Annotated in this window: 14 protein-coding genes; 5 read left to right on the forward strand and 9 right to left on the reverse strand. The window is 44.1% G+C overall.

The features are described 5' to 3' along the window. Position 1 precedes the first annotated feature (1 nt). From ACH0AB_RS02480 to prmB, 8 genes are all read right to left on the reverse strand, one after another. On the reverse strand, positions 2-1,024 hold the full coding sequence (locus tag ACH0AB_RS02480; RefSeq protein ID WP_406877026.1) for an ABC transporter permease: 1,023 nt from the start codon (positions 1,022-1,024) through the stop codon (positions 2-4). Then, positions 1,024-2,073 (reverse strand): microcin C ABC transporter permease YejB, encoded by a 1,050-nt coding sequence (gene yejB / locus ACH0AB_RS02485; protein ID WP_406877027.1) that lies wholly within the window; start codon positions 2,071-2,073, stop codon positions 1,024-1,026. The genes ACH0AB_RS02480 and yejB overlap by 1 nt, the downstream gene beginning before the upstream one ends. A gap of 47 nt (positions 2,074-2,120) precedes the next feature. Continuing rightward, positions 2,121-2,921, reverse strand: a complete 801-nt coding sequence (gloB, locus tag ACH0AB_RS02490) for a hydroxyacylglutathione hydrolase (protein WP_406877028.1) — start codon at positions 2,919-2,921, stop codon at positions 2,121-2,123. 14 nt (positions 2,922-2,935) lie between these two features. Continuing rightward, the gene (locus ACH0AB_RS02495; RefSeq protein WP_406877029.1) at positions 2,936-4,807 is read right to left on the reverse strand and encodes an extracellular solute-binding protein; all 1,872 of its coding nucleotides are present in this window, start codon (positions 4,805-4,807) and stop codon (positions 2,936-2,938) included. 166 nt (positions 4,808-4,973) lie between these two features. Next, positions 4,974-6,077 (reverse strand): 3-phosphoserine/phosphohydroxythreonine transaminase, encoded by a 1,104-nt coding sequence (serC, locus tag ACH0AB_RS02500; protein WP_406877030.1) that lies wholly within the window; start codon positions 6,075-6,077, stop codon positions 4,974-4,976. A 120-nt stretch (positions 6,078-6,197) separates the two neighbouring features. Beyond that, positions 6,198-7,064 carry a hypothetical protein gene (locus ACH0AB_RS02505; RefSeq protein ID WP_406877031.1) on the reverse strand — a complete coding sequence of 289 codons (867 nt, stop codon included), beginning with the start codon at positions 7,062-7,064 and terminating at the stop codon, positions 6,198-6,200. A 75-nt stretch (positions 7,065-7,139) separates the two neighbouring features. Beyond that, on the reverse strand, positions 7,140-8,243 hold the full coding sequence (aroC, locus tag ACH0AB_RS02510; protein WP_065252948.1) for a chorismate synthase: 1,104 nt from the start codon (positions 8,241-8,243) through the stop codon (positions 7,140-7,142). A 140-nt stretch (positions 8,244-8,383) separates the two neighbouring features. Continuing rightward, complete coding sequence (gene prmB / locus ACH0AB_RS02515) at positions 8,384-9,403, reverse strand: 50S ribosomal protein L3 N(5)-glutamine methyltransferase (protein ID WP_406877063.1); 1,020 nt, start codon at positions 9,401-9,403, stop codon at positions 8,384-8,386. 695 nt (positions 9,404-10,098) lie between these two features. Here prmB and ACH0AB_RS02520 point away from each other — a divergent pair. Further along, positions 10,099-11,571 (forward strand): L,D-transpeptidase family protein, encoded by a 1,473-nt coding sequence (locus ACH0AB_RS02520; RefSeq protein WP_406877032.1) that lies wholly within the window; start codon positions 10,099-10,101, stop codon positions 11,569-11,571. Between the two features lie 129 nt (positions 11,572-11,700). Here ACH0AB_RS02520 and ACH0AB_RS02525 read toward each other — a convergent pair whose 3' ends face one another. After that, positions 11,701-11,922, reverse strand: coding sequence for a hypothetical protein (locus ACH0AB_RS02525; protein ID WP_406877033.1), 222 nt, complete (start codon positions 11,920-11,922; stop codon positions 11,701-11,703). Between the two features lie 437 nt (positions 11,923-12,359). Here ACH0AB_RS02525 and ACH0AB_RS02530 point away from each other — a divergent pair, with 437 nt between their 5' ends. From ACH0AB_RS02530 to rplI, 4 genes are all read left to right on the forward strand, one after another. Further along, positions 12,360-12,527 carry a hypothetical protein gene (locus tag ACH0AB_RS02530; RefSeq protein WP_167541434.1) on the forward strand — a complete coding sequence of 56 codons (168 nt, stop codon included), beginning with the start codon at positions 12,360-12,362 and terminating at the stop codon, positions 12,525-12,527. Between the two features lie 145 nt (positions 12,528-12,672). Next, positions 12,673-13,101, forward strand: a complete 429-nt coding sequence (rpsF, locus tag ACH0AB_RS02535; RefSeq protein ID WP_007114929.1) for a 30S ribosomal protein S6 — start codon at positions 12,673-12,675, stop codon at positions 13,099-13,101. Between the two features lie 15 nt (positions 13,102-13,116). Beyond that, the gene (gene rpsR / locus ACH0AB_RS02540) at positions 13,117-13,344 is read left to right on the forward strand and encodes a 30S ribosomal protein S18 (RefSeq protein WP_036594162.1); all 228 of its coding nucleotides are present in this window, start codon (positions 13,117-13,119) and stop codon (positions 13,342-13,344) included. 15 nt (positions 13,345-13,359) lie between these two features. Then, a complete protein-coding gene (gene rplI / locus ACH0AB_RS02545) occupies positions 13,360-13,818 on the forward strand; it encodes a 50S ribosomal protein L9 (protein WP_065252950.1) in 459 nt (152 codons plus the stop codon). Positions 13,819-13,890 lie beyond the last annotated feature (72 nt).

The following is a 13,890-nucleotide window of genomic DNA, read 5'->3' on the forward strand; positions in this document are numbered from 1 at the left end:
TTCAAGACTGCCTTGGGTCAAACGCATCTCGCAGCGCTTCCCCAATAAAAATCAGCAGCGACAACACAATCGTTAAACTAAAAAACCCAGCCAAAGCGAGCCACGGTGAATCCAAATTATCTTTTCCCTGTGAGATTAGCTCCCCCAAAGACGGCGACCCTGCCGGCAAGCCATAGCCCAAATAATCAAGCGTGGTGAGTGCCGTGATATTCGCCGTCAAAATAAACGGCAACTGCGACAGACTCGACGACATCGCATTGGGCAAAATATGGCGAAACATAATCTTGGCATCTGACACCCCCATCGCCTTTGCCGACCGCACATAATCAAAATTTCTCGCTCGCAAAAACTCAGCACGCACCAGACCAACGAGCCCCATCCAGCCAAAGAGCAGCATTAAGCCAAACAACACAAACACACTGGGGCTAAACAGACTGACCAAAATAATAATCATAAACAGCTGTGGTAAACCGCCCCATACTTCCATCAGCCGCTGACCCACCAAATCTGTCCAGCCGCCAAAATACCCTTGCACCGCCCCCACCGCAATGCCAATAATTGACCCTGCCACCGTCAACGCCAACCCAAATAATAGCGAGACACGCAAGCCATACAATACCCTTGCCAGTACATCTCGACCTTGGTCGTCGGTACCGAGCCAGTTCTCGCTATTTGGCGGCGCAGGAAACGGCACATCGCGACTCACACTTGGCGTTTGGTCAGCAAACGGTATCATAGGCTCAATCATGTAGCCATGTTGGTTGATTAGGTCTTTGACCACAGGGTCTTGGTAATTGGTTTCGGTCTCAAACACCCCGCCAAAGGTGGTTTCGGGGTAAGACTTGACGATGGGAAAATACCAGTGATTTTGGTAATTAACCAGTATCGGCTTGTCATTGGCGATAAGGTTTGCCCCCATGCAGGCAAGGAAAATCAAGCTAAACATGATGAGCGAAAAAAATCCCAACCGATTACGCCGAAAGCGGTGAATGCGGGCTTGCCAAACAGGATGTTTTATCAGCATTAGCGACCCTCAAAATCAATACGGGGATCAATGAGATGATAAGTCACATCACTTATCAACTGCAAAATCAGCCCCATCAAGGTAAAAATAAACAACGTGCCAAAAATCACCGGATAATCGCGCTGCCCAATCGCTTCAAACCCCAGTCGTCCCAAACCATCCAAGTTAAAAATTACTTCAATCAAAAAATTGCCGGTAAAAAATATTCCCACAATCGCCGACGGCAAGCCTGCAATAATAATCATCATCGCATTGCGAAATACATGACCGTATAGCACTTTTTTTTCGCTTAACCCTTTACTGCGAGCCGTCAGCACGTATTGTTTGTTCAATTCTTCCATAAAACTAAACTTGGTCAAATATGCGAGTCCCGCAAATCCGCCAATCGTGCTTGCCGTGATGGGTAATGCCAAATGCCAAAAATAATCTTTGATTTTGCCAAACGTGGAGAGCTTATCAAAATTCTCACTCACCAAGCCTTGCAGCGGAAAAATCTGCCAATAACTCCCCCCTGCCAACATCACCAGTAACACCACCGCCAACACAAACACAGGCACGGCATAACTCACCGCAAGCAGCAACGCGGTGGTTTTATCCATCAGTGAATTATGGCGTTTGGCTTTGGCAATCCCAAGCGGCACAGCGATTAAATAAATCAGTAGCGTACTCCAAAGCCCTAGCGAAATCGACACGGGCATTTTATCCAAAATCAGCTGTGACACAGGTTTGCCTTTAAAAAACGAGGTACCAAAATCGCCCTTGGCATAGCTTGTCAACATGAGCCAAAACCGCTCGGGCGCGGATTTATCAAAGCCGTATTGTTTTTTGATGGCTTCGACCATGTCTGGCGATAAACCGCGACTGCCTTGATAAGTGGTCGTTGACAGTTGGGTTTGGGTTGAGCTGTGTTTTTGTTCTGCTTCAATTTGGGATATTTTTTGCTCGACAGGACCGCCAGGGGCAGATTGGACAATGGCAAAGTTGGTGAGCAAAATCAAAAATAAGGTGGGGATGATTAATAACAGCCGTTTAACAATATATTTGCCCATGGTTACCCCTCATTATTAGCCTTAATTGTTACCGTTAATTATTGCCCTTAAAAGTTATTTTTTAGTTGACGTAAGGCTTTAAATATCTCAAACGGACTGTCATCTTCAATTCCTGTCTGCGTTTGTACGGTTTTTATCATCTCATCACTGGGTGCAATCACCGCACGCATAAACGGATTGATGGCTTTTTCATCGGCAAGCGTGGTTGGCAAAGTCGGCTTATTCTGACTGCGTAACTGGTTGTCGTGTTCAATCGCTTTCTGTATGGCAGGATTGTTTGGCTCAATAAACTGAGCAAATTTTAGATTTGACAAGGTATATTCATGGGCAGGATAAAATAGCGTTTCATCGTCATGTAACTGCGCAAAACGGTCAAAGCTTTCAAACAACGTCTCAATCTTGCCGGTGAAAACACGTCCACAACCTGCGCGAAATAGCGTATCCCCACAAAAAATATGCAGACAGTTATCAAGTGTCACTAAGTACGCTAAGTGATTTTCGGTATGCCCTGCCACCTGCCACACCTGCACAGGACTGCCCCAAGCGGTTAATTCGCGTCCTTCAGCGACAGGGATTAAATGCGTGGCATTGATTAGCGGGTGAATATTTGCATGCGCAAAAATCTGTGCGTTTGGAAACGCATTTGCCAATGCTGTTACGCCGCCAATGTGGTCGCTGTGATGATGGGTTACCCATATTTGGGTGATTGTTAGATTTTCACGGTTGACAAACTCTAAAACAGGCTCAGCATCGCCAGCATCGACAATAATCACTTCTTGTGTTTCATTATTGATAATTGCCCAAATGTAGTTGTCAGCGAAGGCTGGGATTGGGTGGATTTTTAGCATTGTTTTATTCCTTATTATTTTCCTAAATACTGCATGACTTGTGCTTGTTTGTCTTTGTCCGCCCACCAATAATCGATGCCGATGGCATTGCTTGGCAGCTGTCCATGTTCATAAAATTTCCAATACGCCACATTGTCAGTATGCTTGCCATAAGTCGGCACGACATAATAGCCCGCACGTAGCAGACGGTCTAACACTTTGCTGTATAGCACAATATCATCACGATTCTTCGACACTATGAGTTTGGCAATCACCGCATCAATGGCTTTGTTTTTGATACCCGCCGAGTTTTGGTTGCCTTTTTCGTCTGCGGCTTGTGAGCCCCACATATAGGTTTGCTCGGCGCCAGGTGACAAACTTTGGGCAAACATATCGATAATCATGTCGTAGTCGTATCTGCGAGTGCGCTCTAGGTACTGGGGGACATCGGCTTGGCGAAACCTGGCATCAAATCCGAGTCGTTGTAAATTACGTAAAAAAGGCAACACAATGCGCGCATTCTTGTCATCGGCGGATAAAAATTCCAGTTTGGCGGGCTGACCATTGGGCTGATACAGCTTCATATTTTGGTATTTGAAACCCGCTTGTAGCAGCAATTCACGCGCTTTTAATAAATTGTCTCGATTAAATCCATCGCCAGTTGATTTGGGGGCTTGCCAATCGCTTAAAACAGCCTGTCTTTGAATAGGCTCAAGGTCAGGTAATAGCGGATTGATAACCACCAGTTCTTGGGGCGTTGGCGTGCCAGTGGCGGCAAGCGCTGACCCATGAAAAAAGCTTTGCAAGCGTTCATATTGTCCATAAAACATGGTTTTATTGAGCCATTCAAAATCATACGCCAGTGTCATCGCTTGGCGCACCCGAATATCTTGAAAAATCGGTCGGCGCAAATTCATCACAATCGCTTGCATCGGTACGGGGTTGTTATTGGCGATTTGCGCTTTGGTGATCATACCTGCTTTGACGGCAGGAAAGTTGTAACCCGTCGACCATGTCCGCGCTTTGTTTTCGGCACGGAAAAAATATTCGCCGGATTTAAAGCCTTCAAATGCCACTTCGGGGTTTTGATAATACACATACTTAATTTGGTCAAAATTATAACGACCGACATTCACCACCACGCCTGCGTCAGGTTTGGCGCCCCAATAATTGGGGTCACGCACATAAGTAATGGCGCGTCCTGCATCGATTGTGCCGACTTTATATGCGCCACTGCCCATCAGTGGCGTCAGTCCTACTTTATCAAAATAGCCATCAATCGATTTTTTTGACCAAATCGGCATTTGCGCGACGGTCAATTTGATTTCTTGGTTGTCTTTGGATTTAAAAATAAATTTGACGGTTTGTCGATCTATCACTTGCGTTTCTTTGACATCCGATAGATAGCTACGCATACTCATTACGCCTTTTGTCAGCAGTGCATCCATACTGGCTTTGACATCTTGCGCTGTCACAGGCGTGCCATCCCAAAAATAGGCTTTGGGGTTGATGTGATAAATAACCCAGCTTGGGTCATCTGGGTCGTAAGTGACTTTATCCGCCAGTAGTGGGTACTGCACAAACGCTTCAGACAGCGAGCCTGTCATCAAACTTTCAAACAAATAATCGGTGCCGGTCACAGGCGTACCGACATCAATCCATTTATTAATACTGTCAAAAGTGCCGATGGCAGATAGGCTTAACACACCGCCTTTGGGAGCGTTGGGATTGGCATAAGGTAAATGTGAGACATGGGCAAATTGCGCGGTGCTGTTGTGAGCGATAGACGTGCCAGTGATGATAGCGGTATTGGCAGCGGACGCGACCACTAACAAGCCCAGCACCCAGCATTTCTTGCCAAATGTCTGGCGAGTGACTGCCCTCATCCAGTGGGCTGGTCTTATCATCCTGTCTTTTTTCACTTGCATCCCCATGACCCCTTCAACTATTTTTCAAAAAACTTTGGTATTGCTAGCTGTTATCCCTCATATGCCCCACACCCGCTAACTATAAAAAAGACTTAACAAGCATTTTAGCTGTTAAGTCTTAATGTAGCATGATTGTTAAACTTTTTTATACGCTAGTTTGTTCAAACTGCTGCATAAATTTGATTAATTTTTCAATGGTCGCCAAATCAATCGCGTTATAAATACTAGCGCGCATGCCGCCCACTGTACGGTGCCCTTTAAGATTCAAAAATCCTGCTTCGTCGGCTTTAGCTAAAAAGGTTTTATCAAGTTGACTATCTGCCAAGGTGAAGGGTACATTCATGATTGAGCGGTTGTCTTTGTTGACAGGGTTTTGGTAAAAATCGCTTTGGTCGATAAATTCATACAGTTTTTGCGCTTTTAACAAATTTTGTTGATAGATTGCCTCGACACCCCCTTGCTCAAGCAACCATTCAAACACCAAACCTGCCAAATACCAAGAAAAAGTTGCTGGCGTATTGACCATCGAATCATTGTCGGCTTGGTTTTTATAATCCAAGATACTTGGGCAAACTAAGTTGGCATGGCCGATCAAATCATCACGGACAATCACAAGCGTCAAACCCGCAGGACCGATATTTTTTTGCGCCCCTGCATAAATCAGTCCAAATTTTGATACATCTATTGGGCTAGATAGGATGCAAGATGACATATCCGCCACGATGGGTACATTCACCGCTGGTACATCAAACATCGCCAAGCCATTGATGGTCTCATTGGGGCAATAATGGAAATAATCGGCGTTGTCATTAAGTTGCCAGCTATCACGTGGGGGCACAGTGGTATAGTTGCTGTCTTTGGCAGAAGCGACGACATTGATTTTGCCTAGCCCTGCTTGTTCATAGCGTTTGGCTTCGCTGATGGCTTTTTTAGACCAAATGCCGGTGTCTAAATAATCAGCTTCTCCTTTGAGTAAATTCAAAGGAATAGCTGAAAACTGCAAGCTTGCGCCACCTTGCAAAAATAGCACTTTATAATTGTCAGGAATGTTCATCAGCTTTCGCAAATCCTGCTCGGCTTTTGAGGCAATGCCCACAAATTCACTGCTACGGTGGCTCATCTCCATCACCGACATGCCTGAGCCCTGCCAATTTAACAATTCGGCTTGCGCTTTTTGCAGCACCGCAGTCGGCATAGACGCTGGGCCTGCACAAAAGTTAGCAACACGTTGATCAAAGCTGACACTCATAGCACGTTCCTTTTTATCTTGTGAAATGTTATCGTGTGAAATGACATAAAAAAATACTTTACCACAATATGGTTAGTCGATGAATCATAAAGATAAGTCATCAATCGGCAGCTTTTAAGCTCAACTTGATAGCAACTGCCAAAGTTGGCGTTTTAGGCGATAATCATCGAGCATATCTAGCAGATACGGCAGACGCTGTATCGGTTGTTCATCTAGACAGTCAGGCAATGGCGTCAATGCCCCCACCTTGGGATTGCCTTGATTGATACGGTATAAAAATCCTGAAAACCCTGCGACTGCCATCGGGTAGCTGCTCATTAATTTCACCGTGGCTTTGGGTAAATGCTGGCTATCGGTGAGCAAGGGAAAATTAAAAAAATGCACTGACGCTTTTAATCCACTAATGATTTGTTGCCATAACTGCTGTTGGCGACTGTCTGTCTGCAAAAAATGACTGTCAACCACCAGTGTCCACTCACCCACGACTATCGCCTGCAGATCAAAACTGGCAGTGAGTAATTCATCACTGAGCTGTTCATTATTGAACCGTTCATCACTGTGCCCAGCATCACTGTACCCATCATTATTTGGCGCAAGGTCGCTTTTTAAAGGTGAATAATGGGGTAAAGATGAATCGTTGGGTAAAGGTACATCATGCGGGTGAAAATCTGCCAGACTCGCTGGCGGTAATTTTACTGCGCTCTCAATGGCATCATCCGCAATAACAGGATGATTGAAGTCTGGCGTTGTATCAATAGGCGCAAGTTCGCTCGTTAACCCAGTTTGAGCGGGTTGTAACTGCGGTGGCATGGCAGCAAGCGTCTCAACCGCTTGATAGGAAGAAACAACCTCAAAATCTTCTAGATTAGCAAACGTTTTGACAGGGCAATCTTGGCGCACCCAACGCGTAACACCCATCTGCGCCAGTATTTCGCTTTGCCAGGCATCGTACTGCTGCTCATCAAGGGTAAGGTCAGGTACAGTCATACCAATGTTAACTCAAGTTGAATGGGGCAACGCATTGTAGCAACCTTATGGCAACCAAATACCCCTATAAAAAAATTATACAATCGGGGTGAGCGGCACAGTGACATCCGCATTTTGCCCACGATGACGCAGATAATGGTCTAACAGCACAATGGCAAGCATGGCTTCTGCAATCGGCGTAGCACGCACACCGACACAAGGATCATGCCGCCCTTTGGTTAGCATCTCTACTGCATTGCCGTGAATATCAATACTTTGACCCGGGGTGGTGATACTGGCAGTAGGTTTTAGCGCAATACTCACTACAATCGTCTGACCCGATGAAATTCCCCCTAAAATTCCCCCGGCATGGTTGGCATTAAAGCCGTCCAAGGTTAACTCGTCGCGAGACTCATGCCCAAACTGTCCCGCCACTGCCATGCCATCGCCAATTTCAACGCCTTTGACTGCATTGATGCTCATCATCGCATGAGCTATATCCGCATCAAGCCTGTCAAACACAGGCTCGCCGAGTCCCACAGGCACACCCGATGCCAATATGGTGAGCTTTGCGCCACAGCTTGTCCCTTGCTCACGGCATTGGGTAATCAGCTGCTCAAACTTTGGCAAGGCGTCTATATCCGCACAAAAAAATGGGTTGCTGTTGACAAAGTCCCAATCAATCGTATTTTCAGGTATCTGTTTGGCAACCACATCACCAATCTGGGTCACATAACCGCGGACTTCTACCCCCAGCCGTTGTTTCAAATATTTCTTGGCAATCGCGCCCGCTGCCACTCGCATTGCCGTTTCGCGCGCTGATGAGCGACCACCGCCACGATAATCGCGAAACCCATATTTCATGCTATAAGTATAATCGGCATGGTTGGGACGAAAGGTATCTTTAATATCGCTATAATCTTTGGATTTTTGGTTGGTATTGCGAATCAAAAGCCCAATAGAAGTGCCTGTCGTTTTACCCTCAAACACGCCAGAAATAATTTCAACTGTATCGTCTTCACGGCGCTGGGTCGCAAATTTTGAGGTACCGGGCTTACGACGATCCAGGTCAATTTGCAGATCTGCTTCGGTTAAAGGCAACCCTGGTGGCACACCGTCAACGATTGCCATAAGTCCTGCGCCATGTGATTCGCCACAGGTGGTGACGGTAAAAACTTGCCCGATGGTATTGCCTGCCATTTACGCTCCGCTTACTATTTCATGAATGCCTACGAATAAAAAAATAGGTTTGTTGCACCCTGTTCATATATTGTTTTTTTAGCCATTATCTAACTCATTAAATCAACAAGTTAAAGATAGCGACCCTAAACAACCGCTTACTAAGAAACACTTACATACTGCTCAAAATATGCCCGATTTTCCATCAATTCATCATAATCCATGGCAAAAATCCCATGCCCGCCATGCGCAAAGGTTAACCAATCAAACTGAATTTCAGGATACGCTTGGCGCAGTGCCCATTCACTATCCCCCACCTCGCACACTAGCAGGCCGTCACGAGTTAGATAATCTGGGGCGTTGTATAAAATATGATGCACCAAATCCAAGCCATCTTGTCCCGCTGCCAACGCGTGGTCTGGCTCATGCAAGAACTCGGGTGGTAAATCTGCCATCGTCGCGGCATCGACATACGGCGGGTTGGTTACAATCAAATCATATTGATTTTCTGCAGGTACTTTTTCAAATAAGTTTGACTCAATCAAATTGACTTGATGGTTCATGTGGTGATGATCCACATTGACCGCTGCCACTTCTAGCGCGTTCTTGTCGATATCACTGGCATCGACCATTGCATCAGGGAAACGGCTTGCCAAGGCAATGGCAATACACCCTGACCCTGTACACAAGTCCAGCATACGCTCTGGTTGTGCTAACTGCTTATCATACAATCCGTGGTCATGAAATTTTTTGTCATTAGTAGTGCCACTGATTTTTTCAACCAAATCATTCGGCTCAAAATACGGATAAAACTGCTGGCGAATCAGCTCAGCAATTGGCGAGCGCGGAATCAATACCCGCTCATCCACATAAAATGGCAAATCGCAAAAATAAGATAAATTAATTAAATAACTCAAAGGTTTACGCTCAACGATACGGCGCTGCAACAGTGTTAACACTTCTGATTTTTCGCTATTGGTCAGGCGACAATCTAAAATTTGTTCATCGGCAGACCAATCAAGCGATAAGGTTTGTAGCACAATGGCAGAAGCTTCAGCAAACTCATCTGTGGTACCTTGCGCGACTACTACATCGTGCTCCCGTAATTTACTGACCCCAAAACGGATAAAATCGCGAATCGTTTTTAGAGTTTGGTGTGCTTCAGCAAACTCTTGTTGCATGGTGTCAAAGATGTCATCTGATTCGCTTTCTTCATCCATATCAAGTGTTTGCAAATCGATTTGCAAATCATCAAGGTTTTGTAAATCTTGATTTTGGTCAAAAGATGGCGTGTGAGAAACATTGGCTGATGCAAATGGCGATGATGACATAGTGGTTAACCTAAAAAATTTTGAATTAAAATTATAATATACTTTGATTTTTTTACAAATTATTTAACGAGCTAAAGTCATTTAACAAGCTAAAAGGTCGCAGATTTGTACAATTCAATTTTTCATCATCGAGCTGTTCAATAAACATGGTAAAAATAAATGTTGCGCGCAGGTCTAAATGTTTCAAACCCTTTTTTAGGTTAACCTTGCTATAAAAATACCGCTTGGTTAAAAAATTTTACCATTGTCTATGGCGCGATTTGTTAATGTTAGACTTAAAGCATGTAAATTCGCCTATGGGACAATTTATCTATACAACATTTTAACGGCGTAAAAATTAAGTGTGCAGCGAATTTTCATGGCGCAAGGTTATTAAACGCTTTGGCAAACGCTACTTAGACTTAAATTGCTGTGCTGCCAACAAATGAGCCATTGCCCGAAAAGTTGGTTTTTATAGTATAATTGCTGCCAATTTATGCTTTTATTGTACGTTATTTATATTGTCCCTTATTTTTATTTGTTATTGCCGATTATTGAGTCAATCTATGAAAAAATTTGTACTGTCTACCCTAGCTTGTCTGATTGCCAATCAAGCATTTGCAGCCACCAACACGGTCTCAGACACCACTACCGCCAAAACGGTACCCGCCACCAAAGCTGTTACCAAAACAACGACCACGACTAAAACTGCCACCACGAAATCGGCGAGCACCCCTACCGCAGCCGCGACTGCTAAAAAAACCACTACTGATAGTAAAACGGCTAAAAAACCGCAAAGCAAAACCGCGACTGCTACTACTAAAAAACCGCAAACAGCCAAGCCCGCAGCTAGCGTCACACAATCTACCACCACCCCCAAAGTCGCCTCGGCTACTGCGGTGACGGCGGCAAAACCAACGCTAGCAGCAACCGATATCCCTTTGACCCCAATCGCAGCCACCACCACGGCATTAGGCATTAAAGAAGATGTCACCCAAACAGGTATCGACAGTGACTATACCTCGGGTGCGGGTGTCGCAGGCGCGAGCTCTGAAGAAGTCAACAATACTACGACGGCGCCGCCAACCTTTGACCCGACAACAGTAGGTAACAATAAAACAGCAACGACACCTGCCAGTTTTTCCAACCTAAATTTGTCTGACTATGCACAGCTAGTCAATAGCGCCGAATGGAAACCTGGTCAAAATGTTAACTCAGCAACGACCTTAAAACTTCAAGCCTTGTTAGATTGGAATCATGCTTCACCCGGTCCGATTGATGGCGGTTGGGGTATGAATGCCAAAAAAGCGCTCAAAAATTTCCAAGCCATGCATGGACTACCCCAAGATGGCCGTATGAACGCCGAAGTTTGGAAACTGTTAAATGAAAAAATTCCTGCCAATCAGCCTGTGTTGGTCGGTTATACCTTGACCCAAGAAGATATTAAAGGTCCGTATCAGCCAACACCGAGTGGTAGTGAAGCCAAATCTAAAATGAAAGGTCTATACTATCAAGACGTCCAAGAAATGTTGGCTGAACGTTTCCACATGGATATTCGCTATCTTAAAAAGCTTAATAGCGATAAAAAATTCACCGTGGGTGAAACCATCACCGTCTTTAACGCAGGCGCGCCGCTCAATGAGAAAATCACCCGTTTGGTTGCCAAAAAAGCGGACAATATCTTGTACGCTTATAATGGCGATAGATTAATTGCCACTTATCCTACCACGGTCGGTAGTAGTGATACACCGTCTCCTACGGGTACCTTTAGTATTGTCAATCGTGTTAAAAACCCTTGGTACCGCGCCACTAGCGGTGAAGGCAAAGATAAAAAAGTGTTTATGTTGCCGCCAGGACCCAACGGTCCAGTCGGTGTGGTATGGATGGGACTGAGTAAGCCCTCATACGGCATTCATGGCTCGCCCGTTCCTGAAGGCATTAGCCGTCAAGCCTCGCACGGCTGTGTTCGCTTAACCAACTGGGATGTGCTTGAGGTGTATGCCAATGTTGATACGGGCACTAAAGTAGATTTACAGTAGCTATTGTGCCACAGCGTTTAGCACCACAGTCTAGCGTGAGTGCTATACACTTTTAATCTTATTAGCCATAAAAAAACCGCTTAGCTATTATTAGTTAAGCGGTTTTGGCGATTTATCTAGCGTACTTTGTTATCGCGCAACTGGGGTTAGTGGGGTTTTGGCAATATTCAGTGTTTGCATTTTTTTGGCGACAATCCATGCAATTGGAATAGATAGGATTAAGCCAACAATCGCTGTGGCTATAATGTGTGGAATTTGGTCAAAACCAGTTACCAGCGCAATGGTCATTAAAACACCGATAGTCACACCAGAAGCGATTGTAAAAATTACGCTAAATAATTGCCAGTTCATAACAATTCCTTATCATTGTGTAAATAGATGTATTTGTTACGTATAGTTATAATCCAATCCCACACTCAAAACAAGGGAAAAAAAGATTAAACAAATGCAAAACCTAAAACAATTGGTTATCAATCCCACATTTTTAGTAAGGTTTAATTTGAATCAAATCTATCGAAAAATCCAAAAAATCCGTGTTTTTTTCCGATGAATGTCACCGAGGTCGAGGAATTTAATTGGCTTAGTAAACATTGATGAAAAAAAATCCCACCCAGTTTTTTAGGTTTGATGGCACATTTTTTAGTAACTATTTTTAGTAATTATTTTTAGTAACTATGACCCAATAACATGACTTGGGTTAAAAATTGGGGTAAAAAAATTTTCTATAATCTGCTATGTTATTGGTGTTTATCAATTGTTTGACACAGTAAAGGACAGGAGTATTTAACATGCACCAACAATTTTCTTTTTTTGCCGCTATTAGGCCATCAACAAAACGCCTAGCTATTAAACGCCTACAAAGTGCCGCTGCAGTCGACCCGACCGCGCGCAATGTCATTGTGGCGCGGGCGGTATCGAATACCTTACAGCAATGCGTGGGCGAATTTGTTAAGTAAATATTAACTTGCTACTGAGTGTGCGCTACTATATAATAGCGCACCTTGTTTATACCAATATAGTTAGATGATTCTAACTTAGGTGCATTCAATCTCCTTGCTGTTGACACGGGGTCAACGGCTGTTTAATCCGTGAGGAGTCTTTATGAGACATTATGAACTGGTATTATTGGTTCACCCAGACCAAAGCGACCAAGTGGTTGGCATGGTTGAGCGTTATATCAACTTAGTAAAAGAACAAGGTGGTGCTATCCATCGCCTAGAAGATTGGGGTCGTCGTCAATTAGCTTACCCAATCAACAAAGTTCACAAAGCTCACTATGTGCTATTAAACATTGAAGCGGGTCAACAAACGCTTGATGAACTTGAAGAATTATTCCGTTATAACGATGCTATCATCCGTAGCTTAGTTATCCGTCGTGACGAAGCGATTACTGAAGAATCACCATTAGCAAAAAGTGCTGAAGAAAAACGTGCTCGTAAAGCTTCACGCCGTAACGATACAGCTCAAGATGACTATCAATCAAATGATGATGAGTCAGAAGTTGATGCTGAAGACAACAACGACGAATAATTAAGGAGACTAATCATGGCACGTTTTTATCGCCGCCGTAAATTTTGCCGTTTTACTGCTGAAGGCATTACCCATATCGATTATAAAGATATCGAAATCCTAAAACAGTATGTCACTGAAAGTGGCAAAATCGTACCAAGCCGTATCACTGGTACTTCAAACAAATATCAACGCCAATTGGCTGTAGCAATCAAACAAGCACGTTATCTTGCGTTGGTTCCTTACACTGACAGCCAAAAATAAACCGAGGAGTGATATATGCAAGTTATTTTATTACAACGTATCGCTAACCTAGGTAAACTAGGCGATACTGTTAATGTAAAAGCAGGTTACGGTCGTAACTTCCTTGTACCACAAGGTAAAGCATTACCAGCCACTGCTTCTAACATCGAAAAATTTGAAGCACGCCGTGCAGAACTTGAAAAAGTAGAAGCTGATGAATTAGCCGCTGCTAATGCACGTGCTGAAGCATTACAAGACGTCAATGTTATCATCCGTGCAAAATCAGGTGATGAAGGCAAACTATTTGGTTCTATCGGTACTCGCGATATTGCCGATGCATTAACCAAATCTGGTTTACCTGTTGACCGTTCAGAAGTTAAATTGCCTGAAGGTGCATTACGTCAAATTGGCGAATACAATGTTGATATCCAATTACATCATGATGTAATGACCAACATTCAAGTCACTATCTTGGCAGAAGATTCAGCTGCTTAATTGATAGTTTACTTTAAAAAAGAGATGGCTTTGCTGTCTCTTTTTTTTATTGTTTGCGGCGTAAAAATTCAA

Origin of the sequence: Moraxella sp. 179-F 1C4 NHS, from assembly GCF_045370505.1 — a bacterium.
Lineage (GTDB): Bacteria > Pseudomonadota > Gammaproteobacteria > Pseudomonadales > Moraxellaceae > Faucicola > Faucicola tetraodonis.